The sequence below is a fragment of the Enterobacter asburiae genome (assembly GCF_007035645.1).
Lineage (GTDB): Bacteria > Pseudomonadota > Gammaproteobacteria > Enterobacterales > Enterobacteriaceae > Enterobacter > Enterobacter asburiae_B.
This window is the reverse complement of sequence record NZ_AP019632.1, coordinates 1,059,843-1,078,644: the sequence shown is the minus strand read 5'-3', so window position 1 is coordinate 1,078,644 and position 18,802 is coordinate 1,059,843. Positions and strand designations below refer to the sequence as shown.

The window sequence follows — 18,802 nt, the reverse complement described above, 5'->3', positions numbered from 1 at the left end:
TTATTGATTTTTCCGGCTCACGGGCAGTTCGATACGGAAGCAAACATCTGAACGTTCGTCCGCGGCAATGTTTAGCTCACCCTGCATGCGTCGAATGCAGTCCCGGGCGATGCTCAAGCCCAGACCACTTCCTTTAACCGCGCCTTTCCGCTGATGACTTCCCTGGAAAAAGGGTTCGAAGATCATGGTTTTTTCGTCATCGGGGATCGGGGTGCCGGTGTTTGCGACGTCAATAAAGACCCGTGAACCATTCGTATTACTTCGGATATAAATGTTACCGGATTCAGTACCATAGTGCACCGCATTGGAGTAAAGATTATCCAGAACGCTCATCAGCAGCATGGGTTCAGCCAGGCACGCAGGCGCATTCAGCTCGACGCCGGTATGCATCATTTTAGCTCTTGCTGGCAAGCTGTGGGCGGAGATCACCATATCCACCAGCGGCTCAATCTCAACGTTTTCCAGTACGACCGCCCCGTCAGCCAGCTTGCGGTTGTAATCCAGCAGTTGCTCAATCAGCTTTTGCAGATTGCGGCTGCTGTTATCCAGGATCTCGACAATTTCTTTCTGCTCTGGCGTAAGGGGCCCGGCCACTTCGTCCGCCAGCAGCTCCGTCCCTTCGCGCATGCTGGCCAGCGGCGTTTTAAGCTCATGAGAGATATGGCGCAGGAACTGATGGCGCTGTGATTCGAGCCACGCCAGGCGCTCGGACAGCCAGATAATGCGCTGGCCTACGGATCGCAGCTCGCGGGGACCTTTAAAGGCGACCGTATCCCCGAGCGATTTCCCCTCCCCCAGACGGTTGATCATACGCTGAATGCCCTTCACCGGGCCGATGATCATGCGGGTAAAGAGCAGTACCAGCCCAAGGCTCACCAGGAACAGCACCAGCGCCTGCCAGCCGAAAAACTGGCCGCGCTCGGCAATCTCCTGCTGGAGCTGCTGGCCGCGAGAGAAAATCACCGCGCGCGTAGACTGCACCATCTCGGTGTTGGCGCTGGCAAAAGCTTCGAGGCGCGCGGCGGCAACGGCATCCGGGCCGCTGTTGCTGCACTGCAGCTGCGCGAGATCGTTCAAATCCTGACGTAACGCCTGATAGAGCTTGTCATCAGGTAAGACCCCCGCGTGAGCGTCCAGCATTTCGCTGTAGCGTTTACGCTGACTCTGATAAACCTTTTCCAGCGTCCGATCGTCAAGCACGCAATACTGACGATAGCTACGCTCCATCTCCAGCGCGGCGTTGGTCATCGCTTCACTGCGTCTGGCGTCGATGAGCGTCGTGCGGTTGGTCAAAGCCGCCTGCGCGCTCAGCGCGTTCAGGCTTTGCCACGCCTGCCAGGCAAGGATCAGCAGCGGCAGCAGGATCAGCAGGAAGGCCATCATGACGAGCTGCCGCAGGGAGCGGGGGAAAACGGGCCAGCGTTTCAACGCATTACTCTCTTAATGGGGATTTACGCAGAGCGTAACTGAGTCTGCCCTTCAGATACAACAAAGCCGGGTAAAAACCCGGCTTTGTCATGGAATGAGGCGGTGCCTAACTCGACGTTTCGCCCTGGCCTGATAAAGCATCGCTATGATCAGTAGTTGGACGGCAGGCACCTTTTTGTGCGTCATTCGAAGTTTATGTAGCGCGTCCCGAAGGGGCTGACATAAGAAGGTGAATGAGCCACTGGTTAATATTATGCAACACCCGTGCCAGAATGCAAAACAAAATATTAACAGTTTGAAATATATGAGTTTTACTCGTTTAGCCTGTTAATTATCGGTTGAATGATTTCCAGGCTAAGTGTCGCTATTAAGCAACACCTTAACGGGAACCTTTACTGCCATATATAAATCAACGAGTTAAATGTCGCCTTTTGGAGACAGTTGAATTACGGGTCTGTCGCGTAATTGCGACACAAATAAAAAAGCCCGGTCGAGCTCGCGCTTACCGGGCCTACAGGTACTGCCTAAAACTTAACCCAGCTGCTTACGCGCGTTGCGGAAGATACGCATCCACGGGCTGTCCTCGCCCCAGTTTTCCGGGTGCCAGGAGTTGCTCACGGTACGGAATACGCGTTCCGGGTGCGGCATCATGATGGTCGCGCGACCGCTTTCGCTGGTCACTGCCGTAATACCGTTGGCGGAGCCGTTCGGGTTAGCCGGATAGGTTTCCGTCACCTTGCCGAAGTTATCGACAAAGCGCAGCGCTACCAGGCCTTTGCTCTCCAGCTGAGCCAGATGCGCAGCGTCGCGCACTTCTACCTGACCTTCGCCGTGGGAAACGGCGATTGGCATCTGTGAACCGACCATCCCCTGCAGCAGCAGAGACGGGCTTTGGGTCACTTCCACCAGGCTGAAGCGCGCCTCGAAGCGGTCAGACTGGTTGCGCACAAAGCGCGGCCAGGCTTCGCTGCCCGGGATCAGCTCACGCAGGTTAGACATCATCTGGCAGCCGTTACACACGCCCAGCGCCAGGGTCTGCGGACGGTGGAAGAAGGTTTCGAACTCGTCGCGCACGCGGCTGTTGAACAGGATGGACTTCGCCCAGCCTTCGCCCGCGCCCAGCACGTCACCGTAGGAGAAGCCGCCGCACGCCACCAGCGCCTGGAAATCTTCCAGACCGGTACGCCCGGCCAGCAGGTCGCTCATGTGGACGTCGATAGCGTCAAAGCCCGCGCGGTGGAAGGCAGCTGCCATCTCAACGTGGGAGTTGACGCCCTGCTCGCGCAGCACGGCCACTTTTGGACGCGCGCCCGTCGCTATGTACGGCGCGGCGATGTCTTCGTTGATGTCGAAGGAGAGCTTCACGTTCAGGCCTGGATCCTGGTCATTCGCTTTCGCGTTATGCTCCTGATCGGCACATTCCGGGTTATCACGCAGGCGCTGCATCTGCCAGGTGGTCTCCGCCCACCACATGCGCAGCGTGGTGCGGCTTTCGCTGAACACCGCGTGACCGTCTGCTTCAATCACGAAGCGGTCACCCTGAACGGCTTTACCCAGATAGTGCACGCAGTCTGCCAGACCGTGCTTCGCCAGAATCGCTTCAACCGCGTCGCGATCCGCCGCGCGCACCTGAATCACGGCGCCCAGCTCTTCGTTGAACAGCGCCGCCAGACGGTCTTCGCCAAGCGTCGCAATGTTCGCTTCCACGCCGCAGTGGCCGGTGAAGGCCATCTCTGCCAGGGTCACCAGCAGGCCGCCGTCGGAACGGTCGTGGTAGGCCAGCAGCTTACGCTGCGCCACCAGCGCCTGAATCGCGTCGTAGAAGCCTTTCAGCTGCGCCACGTCACGCACGTCGGCTGGCTTATCGCCGAGCTGGCGGTAAACCTGCGCCAGCGCGGTAGCACCCAGCGCGTTGTGGCCTTTGCCCAGGTCAATCAGCAGCAGGGCGTTGTCTTCGGTCGCAAGCTGCGGCGTAACGGTGTGACGCACGTCTTCCACGCGGGCAAACGCGGTGATAACCAGCGACAGCGGAGAGGTCATCTCGCGCTGCTCGTTGCCTTCCTGCCAGCGGGTTTTCATCGACATGGAGTCTTTGCCCACCGGAATGGTCAGGCCGAGGGCAGGACACAGCTCCTCGCCCACCGCTTTCACGGCTTCATACAGGCCAGCATCTTCGCCAGGGTGGCCGGCAGCGGCCATCCAGTTGGCGGAGAGCTTGATACGTTTGATATCGCCAATCTGCGTCGCGGCGATGTTGGTCAGCGCTTCACCGACCGCCAGACGGGCAGAGGCCGCGAAGTCCAGCAGCGCCACCGGGGTGCGTTCGCCGAGAGCCATCGCTTCGCCGTAGTAGCTGTCGAGGCTCGCGGTGGTCACGGCGCAGTTCGCGACCGGGATTTGCCACGGGCCGACCATCTGATCGCGCGATACCATACCGGTCACGGTGCGATCGCCGATGGTCACCAAGAAGGTTTTCTCTGCCACAGCAGGCAGGTGCAGCACGCGGTTTACCGCTTCTGCCACGGTGATGCCCTGGCGATCCAGCGCTTTGCCCGCCGCTTTGCGGGTGGTTACGTCGCGGGTCATCTTCGGCGTTTTACCGAGCAGCACGTCCAGCGGCAGATCGATCGGCTGGTTGTCAAAGTGGGTGTCGCTTAAGGAAAGGTGCTGCTCTTCGGTCGCTTCACCGATGACGGCATACGGCGCGCGCTCGCGGCGGCACAGCTCGTCAAAAAGCGGCAGCTGATCCGCAGCAACCGCCAGCACGTAGCGCTCCTGGGATTCGTTACACCAGATTTCCAGCGGGCTCATGCCCGGCTCATCGCTCAGGATGTCGCGCAGGTTGAAGCGCCCGCCGCGGCCACCGTCGCTCACCAGCTCCGGCATGGCGTTGGACAGGCCGCCCGCGCCCACGTCGTGGATGAAGAGGATCGGGTTGGCGTCGCCCAGCTGCCAGCAGCGGTCGATCACTTCCTGGCAGCGGCGCTCCATCTCAGGGTTGTCGCGCTGCACGGAGGCGAAATCGAGATCCGCATCAGACTGGCCGGAGGCCATAGAAGAGGCCGCGCCGCCGCCCAGACCGATGTTCATCGCCGGGCCGCCCAGTACGATCAGCTTCGCGCCGACGACGATCTCACCTTTCTGCACGTGATCGGCACGGATGTTGCCGATCCCGCCCGCCAGCATGATCGGCTTGTGGTAGCCGCGCAGCTCTTCGCCGTTGTGGCTGTCCACTTTCTCTTCATAGGTACGGAAGTAACCGTTCAGCGCCGGACGACCAAATTCGTTGTTAAACGCCGCGCCGCCCAGCGGGCCTTCGGTCATGATATCCAGGGCGGTCACGATGCGCTCTGGCTTGCCGAAATCCTCTTCCCACGGCTGTTCAAAGCCCGGGATACGCAGGTTAGAGACAGAGAAACCGACCAGACCCGCTTTAGGTTTAGCGCCACGACCGGTCGCGCCTTCATCACGGATTTCGCCGCCGGAGCCTGTCGCCGCACCCGGCCACGGGGAGATCGCCGTCGGGTGGTTGTGGGTTTCCACTTTCATCAGGATATGCGCGGGCTCCTGATGGAAGTCATAGCGCCCTGCTTCGCGATCGGCGAAGAAGCGGCCCACCTCGGAACCTTCCATTACCGCGGCGTTGTCTTTATAGGCAGACAGCACGTGGTCAGGGGTTTGCTCCATGGTGTTTTTGATCATTTTGAACAGCGACTTCGGCTGCTGTTCGCCGTCAATAATCCAGTCGGCGTTGAAAATCTTGTGGCGGCAGTGCTCAGAGTTAGCCTGCGCGAACATGTAAAGTTCGATGTCGTTCGGGTTACGGTTGAGCTTAACAAACGCATCCTGCAGGTAGTCGATTTCGTCTTCTGCCAGCGCCAGGCCGAGACGCAGGTTGGCGTCAATCAGCGCCTGACGGCCCTGCCCCAGCAGGTCTACGCTCTGTACCGGCGCAGGCTGATGGTGAGAGAAAAGCTTCTGCGCGTCATCGAGAGAGGCAAAAACGCTCTCCATCATGCGATCGTGCAGTTCAGCCGCAACCGCCTGCCACTGCGCGTCGCTCAGGGTAGAGGCTTCCACGTAGTACGCCACGCCGCGTTCCAGACGGTTAATCTGGCTCAGGCCACAGTTGTGGGCGATGTCGGTGGCTTTGGAAGACCAGGGGGAGATGGTGCCCGGACGAGGCGTAGCAAGGATCAGTTTGCCGGTTGGCGTATGGCTGCTCAGGCTTGGACCATACTTGAGCAGGCGTTCCAGCTGTACGCGCTCCTCTGCATTGAGGGGGGCATTCAGGTCAGCAAAATGGACATACTCAGCGTAAATATTGCTTACCGGAAGGTCGGCCGCCTGAAAACGTGCCAGCAGTTTAGTGATACGGAAGGCAGACAGTGCAGGCGAACCACGCAGAATTTCCATCATAAGTCTCTCGTCTTCGAAGCGCCGGGGCGCTTACAGTGTGCGCAAGGGGGGAAAACGGGCGTCATTATAGAGAATCCTGAGCGCCGACGAAACCGTTTGCGTCGAAATAAAATTTGCACAGAGATTTAACAATAGATGTGACCTGTCTCTCTAATTGGTTGCCAAGTGGCGCAAGTTTACGCAAAATGCCGCTCATTCAATGGCAAACCTTATGATTAACATGGCTACAGCAGACTGAGGCAACCGGCGTCGCAGAGAATTAACTAATTGAAAAAATTAAAGATTAATTATCTGCTCATCGGCATTGTAACGTTGCTGCTGGCAGTGGCCCTCTGGCCTTCCATCCCCTGGTTCGGCAAAGCCGAAAACCGTATCGCCGCCATTCAGGAGCGGGGGGAATTGCGCGTCAGTACCCTCAACTCGCCGCTGATTTACAGCGACGTCAACGGCAAAATCATTGGCCTGGATTATGAACTGGCACAACAGTTCGCCGATTATCTTGGCGTGAAGCTTAAAATCACCGTCCGCCAGAATATCAACCAGCTGTTTGACGACCTCGATAACGACGATGCCGATATGCTCGCCGCCGGGCTGGTGTATAACAGCGAGCGCAGTAAGAACTACCAGCCAGGCCCGACCTACTACTCCGTTTCGCAGCAGCTGGTTTACCGCGTCGGGAGCCTGCGCCCGCGCTCGCTGTCCACGATTAACGATCGGCAGCTGACGATTGCGCCCGGCCACGTGGTGATTGACGATCTGCGGGAGCTTAAGGAGAAGAAATATCCCGACCTGAGCTGGACGGTGGATCCGAAACTCGGCACGACGGAGCTGCTGGAGCAGGTAAAAGATCAGAAGGTGCCCTACACCATCGCCGATTCGGTCGCGATCAGCCTGTTCCAGCGGGTGCATCCTGAAATCGCCGTGGCGCTGGACGTCACCGACGAGCAGCCCGTGACCTGGTTTAGCCAGCTTGATGACGATCAGACCTTCTCTGCCGCGATGCTTGATTTCTTCAACACCATCAATGAAGACGGTACCCTGGCGCGTCTGGAGGAGAAGTACCTCGGGCACGGCGATGACTTTGACTACGTTGACACCCGCAGCTTCCTGCGCGCGGTAGATAGCGTCCTGCCGGACCTGCAGCCGCTGTTCGAAAAATACGCCCAGGAGATTGACTGGAAGCTGCTGGCGGCTATTTCGTATCAGGAATCCCACTGGGATACCCAGGCCACGTCGCCCACGGGCGTACGCGGTTTGATGATGTTAACCAAAAATACGGCGCTGAGCCTGGGCGTGAACGATCGTACCGACGCCGAACAGAGCATCAGCGGCGGCGCGCGCTACCTGCAGGATATGATGGCCAAAGTACCGGAAACGGTGCCGGAAGAAGAGCGGATCTGGTTTGCGCTGGCGGCCTACAATATGGGCTACGCGCATATGCTTGATGCGCGAGCGTTGACGGCCAAAACGAAAGGTAACCCGGACAGCTGGTCAGACGTTAAGCAGCGCCTGCCGCTGCTGAGCCAGAAGCCATGGTATAACAAGCTGACATACGGCTACGCGCGCGGACATGAAGCCTACGCCTACGTGGAAAATATCCGTAAATATCAGATTAGCCTGGTCGGGTATCTGCTGGAGAAAGAGAAAGAGGCGACGGAGGCCAAACAGCTGGCTCAAAGTTACCCTGTCGTAGCGCCGGACGAGCTTAATCGCCCAACAGCTTCAGTTCTGCCTTTTGCTGCTTTTTCTGCTGACGGCGCATTCGAAAGAAATCGCTTAATAGCCCCGAACACTCTGGTGCAAGCACCCCACCGATAGTCTTCACCTGGTGGTTCATACCCGGGTGACCCAGCACGTCCAGCAGCGAACCGGCCGCACCGGTTTTTTCATCCCGCGCGCCGAAAACCAGAGTCCCGATCCGGCTGTGCACCATCGCGCCGGAGCACATCACGCACGGCTCCAGCGTCACATACAGCGTGGTATCAAGCAGGCGATAGTTTTGCAGAACCAGACCGCCCTGGCGAAGCGCCATAATTTCGGCATGCGCAGTAGGATCGTGGCGGCCAATAGGACGGTTCCACCCTTCGCCAATCACCTGGTTGTTATGAACCAGCACCGCGCCCACGGGCACTTCGCCCTCGTCCCAGGCGCGTTGAGCCAGCGTCAGCGCGTGGCGCATCCAGTATTCATGATTGTGTTCAGGGTTGGACAAAGGCTGATACTCCAGTCGAAAAGCGGGCGGCATTATACACGCCCATTATGGATAAGCCTATTCGAGTTGCTGAAGTTCGCCTGATGGCGTGACGCGCCAGCGGTGCTGGCAAAAATAGAGCAGCGGGTTGTCCTGCTTGCTGTCGCTGTAGCCGCTGTACAGGCGCAGCGGCGTACCGATGCGTTTCTCCAGCTGGACCACTTTTTCATGCCCCAGGCAGCGCAGGGTCAGCACCCAGCCGCCGTAACCGCGGGCAATTTGCGTGGCGATAAGATTCACGCGCGGAAGCCAGGGGGTATCAAAGTAGACCTGCTCCACCAGCGTCTGCGGGGAGCCGGTAATCAGCCAGATGTCGGCATCATTCGCGTCGAGGTAGCTGGTCAGGCGCGCCTGCACCACCGGAAAGGCGGCGACGTGGCCGCGAAACCAGTGCGCAAAATCCTTTTCGAGCTGCTTAAGCCGCGCTTCGCTGTGCCCAAAGGTACATCCCCACAGCAGCAGACTCATCGGCCATCGCGCTGCCCGGCCTTTGACCAGCAGCGCGATCCCGATAACCGGTAAGAGCGGCAGCACGAGCAGCGCATTCAAAGGCTGACGCCGCAGCAGGTAACGCATAAACGTACCAAACATATCCTGCTGATGCAGCGTTCCATCCAGGTCGAAAAAGACAACGCGACGCGCGTGATTTGCCAAACCTTACTCCTCTGGGTCGTTGAAACCTAACAGCCAGGTAAACAGGAACCCGGCGATCACCGCTACTAAATAGCCTAACAGATAGAGCATCACTTTTCCGGTCACGATGGTTAATGCCAGCGGTAAACCGGAGAGCCCAAAGGTGATAACGGTAGCGACTTTCCAGTAACTGATCAGCGCCCCGCCTACCGCGCCGCCCAGACAGGCGGCGAGGAACGGTTTACCCAGCGGCAGCGTAACGCCGAAAATCAGCGGCTCGCCGATGCCGAGCAGTCCGACCGGGAGCGCGCCTTTAATCATTTTTTTCAGACGCGCGTTGCGGGTTTTCATCAGGACGGCAATCGCCGCGCCGACCTGCCCCACCCCCGCCATCGACAGGATAGGCAGCAGCGCGTTATAGCCGTGCGCCTGCACCAGCTCGACGTGGATCGGCACCAGCCCCTGATGTAGCCCCGTCAGCACCAGCGGCAGGAAGGTACCTGACAGCACCGCTCCCACCAGCAGGCCGCCGCGGTCAATAGCCAGAGACGCGCCGTGAGCGATGGCTTCAGAGATCCATCCGCCTAGCGGCTGGAGGGCCACAATCGCTGCGCTACCGGTAATCAGCGTGGTCAACAGCGGGTTGAGGATCAGCTCGATCGAGCCAGGCAGAACCGCGCGCAGCCTTTTCTCGATCCAGCACATCAGGATGACCACCAGCAGCACGGCAATCACCCCGCCGCGCCCGGGCTGGAGCGCCTCGCCAAACAGCGTGATCTGCGCCAGCTGCGGGCTGGACAAGATGCCCGCCATTACCCCGCCCATCGCCAGCGATCCGCCAAACACCTTCGCGGTATTTACCCCGACCAGAATGTTCATGATGGCGAAAACAGCGCTGCCGAAGATCCCAAGGATCCCCAGCAGATTCGGATACTGCGTGGCGAAATCCCCCACGATATCCGGTCGCTTGAGGATATTGATGATCCCGGTGATCAGGCCGGAGGCAATAAACGCCGGGATCAGCGGAATAAAGACGTTTGCCAGCTGACGCAGCGCATCGCTCATGGGGGCTTTGTATTTGGCCTTTGCCTGCGCTTTGGTGCGCTCCGCATCGTCAATCGACGCGCTCGCGCTTACGCCCATCAGCGCACGCATGGCATCAACAACCTGCGCCGCTTTCCCCGGCCCGACGATCAGCTGATGCTGCTGCCCCTGTTTAACGTAGCCGCTGACGCCGGACAGCTGCTTCAGGCGCGGCACGTCGAGCTGGTCGTCGTTATGCACCTCGACGCGCACGCGCGTCATGCAGTTTTCGAGACGCTGAATATTTTTTTCCCCACCGATCCCCTGCAGGATATCGCTGGCGAGCGCTGCTGTTTTGTCCATAGACGCCTCTGTTAGTTTTCTAATGCCGCCCGTAAGAAGCCGCTATGCGCATCGAGTTTGGCTCTCGCGGCCGCCGCATCCAGCCCGCTCAGGATCATCAGAATGGCCGGTTTAACATCGTGATCGGTCTGCTTGAGTACCGCTTCTGCCTCTTCACGGCCTGCGCCTGTCGCCTCCATCACCATGCGGCAGGCTCTGTCCACCAGCTTGACGTTGGTGGCCTGCATATCCACCATCAGGTTCTGATAAACCTTGCCGAACTTCACCATCGCGCCGGTGGAGATCATATTGAGCACCAGCTTTTGCGCGGTCCCGGATTTCAGGCGCGTGGAGCCGGTGAGCGCTTCCGGCCCGACAACCGGAGAGATAGCAATAGCGGCCACCTGCGCAATCGGTGAGCCAGGGTTACAGGAGATGGCGACCGTCGTGCAGCCCGTCAGGTTGGCGTATTCCAGCCCGCCAATGACGTACGGGGTACGCCCGGATGCCGCCAGCCCGACCACCAGATCCTTCGCGGTCAGATTCAGATCCTTCAGGTCATCCTCGCCCAGCTGTGCATTGTCTTCCGCTCCTTCAACGGCTTTCAGCAGCGCACCGGGTCCACCGGCAATCAGCCCAACGACCAGACCGTGCGGCACCCCAAAGGTTGGCGGACATTCTGACGCATCCAGAACCCCAAGACGCCCGCTGGTGCCCGCTCCCATGTAGATAATGCGACCGCCGGCCTTAAGGGCTTCCGCCGCCGCATCGACAGCTTTCGCCACCTCGGGTAATGTCTCTTTCACTGCCTGCGCGACCAGCGTATCCTGTTGATTAAAGCGGTTAACCAGCTCCAGGGTGGAGAGCGCATCCAGATCCATGGTTTGCGGGTTACGCGTTTCAGAAACAAGTGAGCCAAGATTCATTTTTGTACCTCAAGAATTTTTAATTCATAATAATCACACTATAATGGAATATAAAATTCATTCAGGCGAGCAAAATTCGTATTTGCGCAGATAATCACATTTTCGCCAGGAGACCCTATGAACTGTTTAATTCGCATTCGCCAGCGCTATGCAGGCTTTGCCCAAAGCGACAAGAAGCTGGCGGATTTTCTGCTTTCTCAACCCGACCATGCACGCCATCTCAGCTCGCAGCAGCTGGCGAGTGAAGCCGGCGTGAGCCAGTCCAGCGTGGTGAAGTTTGCCCAGAAGATTGGCTTTAAGGGGTTCCCCGCCCTCAAGCTGGCGATCAGCGAAGCGCTGGTGAGCAACCCCAACCCGCAGTCAATGCCGGTGCATAATCAGATCCGCGGCGATGACCCGATGCGGCTGGTTGGCGAAAAGCTGATCAAAGAGAACGTGGCGGCTATGCACGCGACGCTTGATGTGAACACCGAAGAGAAGCTGCTGGAGAGCGTGGCGATGCTGCGCGGCGCGCGGCGAATCATCCTGACCGGTATCGGCGCGTCCGGACTTGTGGCGCGTAACTTTGGCTGGAAGCTGACGAAAATTGGGCTTAACGCCATCGTCGAGCAGGATATGCACGCCCTGCTGGCAACCGTACAGGCAATGGATCCTGACGATCTGCTGCTGGCCATCTCCTACTCCGGCGAGCGCCGTGAAATCAACATGGCAACTGATGAAGCGCTGCGCGTCGGCGGTAAAATTCTGGCGATCACCGGTTTTACACCGAATGCCCTCCAGCAGCGGGCAACGCGCTGTTTATATACCATTGCCGAGGAACAGGCCACGCGCAGCGCGGCTATCTCGTCCACCAGCGCGCAAATGATGCTGACGGACCTGCTGTTTATGGCGCTGGTGCAGCAGGATCTGGAGCGCGCGCCCGAGCGCATTCGTCACAGCGAAGAACTGGTAAAGAAACTGGTTTGACGCGTATAATGCCCCCCCGGTTTGTGTTGTTTCTGAGAATTTCCTGATGGCGCTGTTAATTACCAAAAAATGCATTAATTGCGATATGTGCGAGCCCGAATGCCCGAACCAGGCGATTTCGATGGGCGACAGCATCTATGAGATTAACAGCGACCGCTGCACGGAATGCATCGGCCACTATGAAACGCCGACCTGCCAGAAAGTGTGCCCGATCCCGAATACCATCCTGAAGGATCCGGCCCACGTCGAGAGCGAAGAGCAGCTATGGGATAAGTTTGTCCTGATGCACCACGCGGACAAACTTTAACTTTCGATGATCACCGTCGCGCTGGCATAGTGACGTTCATCCGCGATCGTCACGTGCATATGATTCACCCCCAGCTTTTCCGCCAGCTTTTGCGCTTCTCCCCACAGACGCAGGCTCGGTTTGCCCAGCTCATCGTTAAACACTTCGAACTGATTAAACGCCAGGCCGTTACGAATGCCGGTCCCGAAGGCTTTGGCCGCCGCCTCTTTTACCGCAAAGCGCTTTGCCAGAAAACGCACCGGCTGCTGATGCGCTTCCCAGATGGCCCACTCGTTATCGCTCAGCACGCGTCTTGCGAGGCGATCGCCGCTACGGGCGATCACCGCTTCAATGCGGGCTATTTCAACGATATCGGTGCCTAAGCCCAGAATGGCCATTACTGACGCGCTTCCTGCATCAGGCGTTTCATCTCTGAGACCGCCTCTTTCAGGCCGCTCATCACCGCGCGGCCAATGATGGCGTGGCCGATGTTCAGCTCGTGCATTTCCGGCAGGGCGGCAATGGCCTTCACGTTGTGGTAGGTCAGGCCGTGACCGGCGTTAACCTTCAGTCCCAGGCTTGAGGCGTACGTGGCCGCTTTAGCGATACGCTCCAGCTCTTTGGCCTGTTCGGCATCGTTTTTGGCATCGGCATAGCAGCCGGTGTGGATTTCGATATACGGTGCGCCCACGTCGGCCGCCGCTTTAATCTGGGCGAAATCGGCGTCGATAAACAGAGAAACCAGGATACCGGCATCCGCCAGGCGCTTGCAGGCATCGCGCATTTTGTCGAGCTGACCGGCCACGTCCAGACCGCCTTCGGTGGTCACTTCCTGGCGTTTTTCCGGCACCAGGCAGCAGAAGTGCGGTTGGGTCTCGCAGGCAATCGCCAGCATCTCTTCGGTGACCGCCATCTCCAGATTCATACGGGTGTCCAGCGTCTGGCGCAGAATGCGCACGTCGCGATCGGTGATATGGCGACGGTCTTCACGCAGGTGAACGGTAATGCCGTCGGCGCCAGCCTGTTCAGCGATAAACGCCGCCTGAACCGGATCGGGATACGCCGTGCCGCGCGCATTACGCAGCGTGGCGATGTGGTCGATGTTGACGCCTAACAGTAATTCAGCCATGACAATCCTCGGTATTTTGGTTCATTTCTCTTCCCCCTCTCCCTCCGGGAGAGGGCTGGGGTGAGGGGTAAAACGTTAACGTTTCGGCACAAATTGCCTGAATAATTCGCGGCTCTTTAAGGGATTGCCGCCAAGATACGGCTTGAGGGCAATCCGGGTAAAGCGTTTTGCTGCGCGCAGGGTGTCCAGATCGGGAAACTCGCGCTCATACAGCGCCCGGAGCTGGCGCCCGGTAAAGGTGCTGTTGTCTATCACGATACTGGCAATGAAGCCTTTTTCTTCGCGGTAGCGGTAGGTCATGGTGTCTTCTATCTCATCACCGCTGCCCGCGCAGTGCAGAAAATCTACGCCGTATCCGAGGTGGCCCAGCAGCGCCAGTTCAAAACGACGCAATGCGGGTTCGGGCGTGCCGGTTGCGCCAGCCAGCGACTGGATACAGTGCAGATAATCGAAGAAAAGTTCAGAGAAGCGGGTCTCATGTTCAAGAACCCGTGAGATGAGTTCGTTGACATACAGACCGCTGTAGAGCGTGATGCCGGAAAGAGGAAGCGCCAGGGAGACGGCTTCGGCACTGCGCAGGGTTTTCACTTCCCCTCGCCCACCGAAGCGTACCAGCAACGGTGTGAAAGGCTGTAGGGCGCCTTTCAGGTTAGAACGTTTGGAACGTGCGCCTTTCGCAACAAGGCGCACGCGGCCCGACTCTTCCGTGAAGACGTCCAGCATGAGGCTGGTTTCGCTCCAGGGACGACTATGCAGGACAAAGGCGCGCTGCCATCCATCCATATGCTCGTCGTCTTAAGTTACTGGTCTTCGCCGTAACCGAGGCTGCGCAGAGCACGCTCATCATCGGCCCAGCCAGATTTCACTTTCACCCACAGTTCGAGGTGAACCGGCGCTTCGAACATCTCCATCATGTCCTTACGGGCTTCAATGCCGATGGTTTTGATCTTGGCCCCTTTGTTGCCGATCACCATCTTCTTCTGCCCTTCGCGCTCAACGAGGATCAGGCCGTTGATATCGTAGCCGCCGCGCTCGTTGGTCTGGAAACGCTCGATCTCCACCGTTACGGAGTACGGCAGTTCAGCGCCCAGGAAACGCATCAGCTTTTCACGGATGATTTCAGACGCCATAAAGCGCTGAGAGCGATCGGTGATGTAGTCTTCTGGGAAGTGATGAATCGCTTCCGGCAGATGCTTACGCACGATGCCCGCGATGGTATCCACGTTCAGGCCGGTCTCAGCAGACAGCGGAACGATATCAAGGAAGTTCATCTGGCTACCGAGCCACTGCAGATGCGGCAGCAGGTCGGCCTTTTCCTGCACGTTATCAACTTTGTTGACCGCGAGAATGACCGGCGTTTTGCCGTCACGCAGCTTGTTCAGCACCATCTCGTCGTCCGGCGTCCAGCGGGTGCCTTCCACAACGAAAATCACCAGCTCTACGTCGCCGATCGAGCTGCTCGCCGCCTTGTTCATCAGGCGGTTGATGGCACGCTTCTCTTCCATGTGCAGGCCGGGGGTATCGACGTAGATCGCCTGATACGCGCCTTCAGTATGGATGCCGACGATGCGGTGACGCGTGGTCTGCGCCTTACGCGAGGTGATTGAAATCTTCTGCCCAAGCAGATTATTCAGCAGGGTGGATTTGCCAACGTTCGGACGTCCGACGATGGCAATAAATCCGCAATAGGTTTTCTCTTCGCTCATTCCAGCTCCAGCATTTTTAACGCCTGTTCGGCGGCAGCCTGTTCAGCCTTACGACGGCTTGAACCTGTGCCCACCACCGGTTCACTCAGGCCACTGACCTGGCAATGGATGGTAAATTCCTGATCGTGCGCTTCGCCACGCACCTGCACCACCAGATAAGACGGCAGCGGCAGATGACGACCCTGCAGATATTCCTGCAGACGCGTTTTCGGATCTTTTTGTTTATCGCCCGGGCTGATTTCGTCCAGACGGGTCTGATACCAGTTCAGGATCAGCTTTTCTACGGTCTGGATATCGCTGTCCAGGAACACACCACCAATTAATGCTTCGACCGTATCGGCAAGAATAGATTCACGACGGAAGCCGCCGCTTTTCAGTTCACCCGGTCCAAGACGCAGACATTCGCCCAGCTCAAATTCGCGAGCGATTTCCGCAAGGGTATTACCCCGAACCAGCGTGGCACGCATGCGGCTCATATCCCCCTCGTCCACACGCGGGAAACGATGATAAAGCGCATTCGCAATCACGAAACTTAAAATAGAGTCGCCTAAAAACTCGAGACGCTCATTATGTTTGCTGCTGGCACTGCGGTGGGTTAATGCCTGTTGCAACAACTCCTGATGATGAAAAGTGTAGCCCAGCTTCCGTTGAAGCCGATTAATTACGATGGGGTTCATGCGATACCAATAAATGAATGCGTCAAAAATGCAGCACACGAAACCGACCTGAGAAAACCAACGCGGTTTCGTGTGCCGTGGCACCCTTGCAGGGCCAACCTTAAACTTCGGGGGAATATTCTATACACAACGACAGGGGATGTCGTTAGTTCGAAGAGATTTATCGTGGAAATAATTCACGTAGCCGCTAATTAACGCGGCTACGCGTTCATTTATTGAGAATTAATGGATTCCGCCGATACGATTCAGGCGTACACCGGTCGGCCATTCGCCTTCCTGCTTCTCAAAACTCATCCAGATGGCGGTGGCTTTGCCGACCAGATTCGCTTCCGGCACAAAGCCCCAGTAACGGCTGTCCGCAGAGTTATCGCGGTTGTCACCCATCATGAAGTAATGTCCTGGCGGTACAATCCAGCTCGCGAGCTGCTGGCCCGGCTGGCGATAGTACATACCCAGCTGATCCTGCGCGATTGGCACGGTGAGGATTCGGTGCGTCACATCACCCAGCGTCTCTTTGCGCTCAACCAGACGGATGCCGTCCTCTTTGGTTTCACCTTTCGGTACCTGGAAGAATCCGCTGGTCGCTTCGCCGCCGTTACGACGGGCAAAGGTCTGCACAAAGTCACTTGGCTCAACGTTTGAGTAAGTGATTGGCAGCGCGTTTTCACAGGCGGTACCGGAGCTGCAGCCAGGCTGAACGGTGACTTCTTTCGCAACCGGATCGTAAGTGACTTTATCACCCGGCAGACCCACCGCGCGCTTGATGTAGTCCAGGCGCGGATCTTCCGGATATTTAAACACCACGATGTCGCCACGTTTCGGATGACCGGTTTCGATCAGCGTTTTCTGGTAGATAGGATCTTTAATGCCGTAGGCAAACTTCTCTACCAGAATAAAATCACCAATCAGCAGCGTTGGCATCATTGAACCTGATGGGATTTGGAACGGCTCGTAAATAAACGAACGTACCACCAGCACAATCGCCAGCACCGGAAATACCGAAGCGCCCGTTTCCAGCCAGCCCGGTTTCGGGCCGACTTTCTTCAGGGTTTTCGCGTCAATCTCATCACCTGTGGCTGCCTGAGCGGCAGCCTGACGTTCACGACGTTTTGGGGCGAAGATAAACTTATCCAGACACCACAGCAGACCTGTCACCAGGGTAGCAATGACCAGGATCAGGGCAAACATGTTCGCCATGCCAACTCCTTAGGGTTATTTGCCGTCTTTACCAACATGAAGGATGGCAAGGAATGCTTCCTGCGGCAGCTCGACGTTACCGACCTGCTTCATACGCTTCTTACCTTCTTTCTGCTTCTGCAGCAGCTTTTTCTTACGGCTGACGTCACCGCCATAGCACTTCGCCAGAACGTTTTTACGCAGCTGTTTCACGGTTGAACGCGCGATAATGTGGTTGCCAATCGCCGCCTGAATCGCGATATCGAACTGCTGACGCGGGATCAGATCTTTCATCTTCTCAACCAGCTCGCGGCCGCGGTACGGCGCATTGTCGTTGTGGGTGATCAGCGCCAGCGCATCCACGCGCTCGCCGTTGATCAGCACGTCCACACGCACCATGTTGGAGGCCTGGAAGCGTTTGAAGTTGTAATCCAGTGACGCGTAGCCACGGGAGGTCGACTTCAGACGGTCGAAGAAGTCGAGTACCACTTCCGCCATCGGGATCTCATAGGTCAGCGCCACCTGGTTACCGTGGTAAACCATGTTGGTCTGCACGCCACGCTTCTCAATACACAGCGTAATGACGTTCCCCAGGAATTCCTGCGGCAGCAGCATGTGACACTCTGCAATAGGCTCACGCAGCTCCTGAATGTTGTTCAGCGGCGGCAGCTTGGACGGGCTATCGACGTAGATCACTTCTTTCGAGGTGGTTTCAACTTCATAGACTACCGTCGGCGCCGTGGTGATCAGATCCAGATCGTATTCACGCTCCAGACGTTCCTGAATGATCTCCATGTGCAGCAGACCGAGGAAGCCACAGCGGAAGCCGAAGCCCAGCGCCGTTGAGCTTTCTGGCTCGTAGAACAGGGAAGCATCGTTCAGGCTCAGTTTACCGAGCGCGTCACGGAAGTTTTCGTAGTCGTCAGAGCTGACCGGGAACAGACCCGCGTAAACCTGCGGTTTCACCTTTTTAAAGCCTGGCAGCGCTTTATCTGCCGGGTTACGTGCACCGGTCAGGGTATCGCCCACCGGCGCGCCGAGGATGTCTTTAATGGCGCAGACCAGCCAGCCTACCTCGCCGCATCTCAGCTCGGTACGGTCAACCTGTTTTGGCGTAAAGATGCCCAGACGGTCTGCGTTGTAGACCTGTCCGGTACTCATTACCTTAATTTTGTCGCCTTTACGCATGGTGCCGTTTTTAATGCGCACCAACGAGACAACGCCCAGGTAGTTATCGAACCAGGAGTCGATAATCAGCGCCTGCAGCGGGCCATCCGGATCGCCTTCCGGGGCCGGAATGTCACGTACCAGGCGTTCCAGCACGTCGGTCACGCCCACACCAGTTTTCGCGGAGCAGCGCACGGCATCGGTCGCGTCAATGCCGACGATATCTTCAATCTCTTCCGCTACGCGTTCAGGATCGGCGGCTGGCAGGTCGATCTTGTTCAGAACCGGCACAACTTCGAGATCCATTTCCATCGCGGTGTAGCAGTTTGCCAGGGTCTGGGCTTCAACGCCCTGCCCGGCATCCACCACCAGCAGCGCGCCTTCACAGGCCGCGAGCGAGCGTGAAACCTCATAGGAGAAGTCAACGTGGCCTGGGGTGTCGATAAAGTTCAGTTGATAGGTTTCACCATCAGCCGCTTTGTAATCAAGCGTAACGCTCTGCGCTTTGATGGTGATACCGCGTTCGCGTTCCAGGTCCATGGAGTCCAGAACCTGGGCTTCCATTTCACGATCAGACAGGCCACCGCAAATCTGGATAATACGGTCAGACAGCGTCGACTTACCGTGGTCAATGTGAGCAATGATCGAAAAGTTACGTATGTTCTTCATATAG

The 18,802-nt window shown here is 57.6% G+C and carries 16 protein-coding genes; 3 read left to right on the top strand and 13 right to left on the bottom strand.

Features of this window, described 5'->3' with window-relative positions:
• Both qseE and purL read right to left on the bottom strand, forming a co-directional pair.
• Positions 1–1,428: a two component system sensor histidine kinase QseE/GlrK gene (gene qseE, locus FOY96_RS05135; protein ID WP_033146231.1), complete on the bottom strand. Its 1,428-nt coding sequence runs from the start codon at positions 1,426–1,428 to the stop codon at positions 1–3.
• A 531-nt stretch (positions 1,429–1,959) separates the two neighbouring features.
• Positions 1,960–5,847, bottom strand: a complete 3,888-nt coding sequence (gene purL, locus FOY96_RS05130) for a phosphoribosylformylglycinamidine synthase (protein WP_143346597.1) — start codon at positions 5,845–5,847, stop codon at positions 1,960–1,962.
• A 267-nt stretch (positions 5,848–6,114) separates the two neighbouring features.
• Between purL and mltF the strand changes: the two genes are divergently transcribed.
• Positions 6,115–7,665 carry a membrane-bound lytic murein transglycosylase MltF gene (mltF, locus tag FOY96_RS05120; RefSeq protein WP_039263755.1) on the top strand — a complete coding sequence of 517 codons (1,551 nt, stop codon included), beginning with the start codon at positions 6,115–6,117 and terminating at the stop codon, positions 7,663–7,665.
• On the opposite strand, the gene tadA is transcribed toward mltF, so the two are convergent.
• From tadA to murQ, 4 genes are read right to left on the bottom strand one after another with little or no spacing between them, the layout of a single operon-like run.
• Complete coding sequence (gene tadA / locus FOY96_RS05115) at positions 7,553–8,092, bottom strand: tRNA adenosine(34) deaminase TadA (RefSeq protein ID WP_143346596.1); 540 nt, start codon at positions 8,090–8,092, stop codon at positions 7,553–7,555. The genes mltF and tadA overlap by 113 nt on opposite strands.
• 24 nt (positions 8,093–8,116) lie before the next feature.
• Positions 8,117–8,752, bottom strand: a complete 636-nt coding sequence (yfhb, locus tag FOY96_RS05110) for a phosphatidylglycerophosphatase C (RefSeq protein ID WP_039263757.1) — start codon at positions 8,750–8,752, stop codon at positions 8,117–8,119.
• Between the two features lie 3 nt (positions 8,753–8,755).
• On the bottom strand, positions 8,756–10,117 hold the full coding sequence (locus tag FOY96_RS05105) for a PTS transporter subunit EIIC (RefSeq protein WP_143346595.1): 1,362 nt from the start codon (positions 10,115–10,117) through the stop codon (positions 8,756–8,758).
• A gap of 11 nt (positions 10,118–10,128) precedes the next feature.
• Positions 10,129–11,022 (bottom strand): N-acetylmuramic acid 6-phosphate etherase, encoded by an 894-nt coding sequence (gene murQ, locus FOY96_RS05100; RefSeq protein ID WP_143346594.1) that lies wholly within the window; start codon positions 11,020–11,022, stop codon positions 10,129–10,131.
• Between the two features lie 117 nt (positions 11,023–11,139).
• Here murQ and FOY96_RS05095 point away from each other — a divergent pair, with 117 nt between their 5' ends.
• The gene (locus tag FOY96_RS05095) at positions 11,140–11,988 is read left to right on the top strand and encodes a MurR/RpiR family transcriptional regulator (RefSeq protein WP_023308844.1); all 849 of its coding nucleotides are present in this window, start codon (positions 11,140–11,142) and stop codon (positions 11,986–11,988) included.
• Between the two features lie 46 nt (positions 11,989–12,034).
• Positions 12,035–12,295 carry a YfhL family 4Fe-4S dicluster ferredoxin gene (locus tag FOY96_RS05090; RefSeq protein ID WP_008502177.1) on the top strand — a complete coding sequence of 87 codons (261 nt, stop codon included), beginning with the start codon at positions 12,035–12,037 and terminating at the stop codon, positions 12,293–12,295.
• On the opposite strand, the gene acpS is transcribed toward FOY96_RS05090, so the two are convergent.
• The 7 genes from acpS to lepA all read right to left on the bottom strand — a co-directional run bounded on the left by acpS (position 12,292) and on the right by lepA (position 18,798).
• Complete coding sequence (gene acpS / locus FOY96_RS05085) at positions 12,292–12,672, bottom strand: holo-ACP synthase (protein ID WP_023294331.1); 381 nt, start codon at positions 12,670–12,672, stop codon at positions 12,292–12,294. The two genes, FOY96_RS05090 and acpS, sit on opposite strands and share 4 nt — an antisense overlap.
• On the bottom strand, positions 12,672–13,403 hold the full coding sequence (gene pdxJ / locus FOY96_RS05080; protein ID WP_032659491.1) for a pyridoxine 5'-phosphate synthase: 732 nt from the start codon (positions 13,401–13,403) through the stop codon (positions 12,672–12,674). Before pdxJ ends, acpS begins: the two co-directional genes overlap by 1 nt.
• Before the next feature lie 75 nt (positions 13,404–13,478).
• Positions 13,479–14,186 (bottom strand): DNA repair protein RecO, encoded by a 708-nt coding sequence (gene recO, locus FOY96_RS05075; protein ID WP_143346593.1) that lies wholly within the window; start codon positions 14,184–14,186, stop codon positions 13,479–13,481.
• Between the two features lie 17 nt (positions 14,187–14,203).
• Positions 14,204–15,109: a GTPase Era gene (gene era, locus FOY96_RS05070; protein ID WP_006176722.1), complete on the bottom strand. Its 906-nt coding sequence runs from the start codon at positions 15,107–15,109 to the stop codon at positions 14,204–14,206.
• Positions 15,106–15,786, bottom strand: coding sequence for a ribonuclease III (gene rnc / locus FOY96_RS05065; RefSeq protein ID WP_003860711.1), 681 nt, complete (start codon positions 15,784–15,786; stop codon positions 15,106–15,108). The genes era and rnc overlap by 4 nt, the downstream gene beginning before the upstream one ends.
• Positions 15,787–16,008: 222 nt before the next feature.
• On the bottom strand, positions 16,009–16,983 hold the full coding sequence (gene lepB / locus FOY96_RS05060; RefSeq protein ID WP_048978831.1) for a signal peptidase I: 975 nt from the start codon (positions 16,981–16,983) through the stop codon (positions 16,009–16,011).
• A gap of 15 nt (positions 16,984–16,998) precedes the next feature.
• On the bottom strand, positions 16,999–18,798 hold the full coding sequence (gene lepA / locus FOY96_RS05055; protein ID WP_032659499.1) for a translation elongation factor 4: 1,800 nt from the start codon (positions 18,796–18,798) through the stop codon (positions 16,999–17,001).
• Positions 18,799–18,802 lie beyond the last annotated feature (4 nt).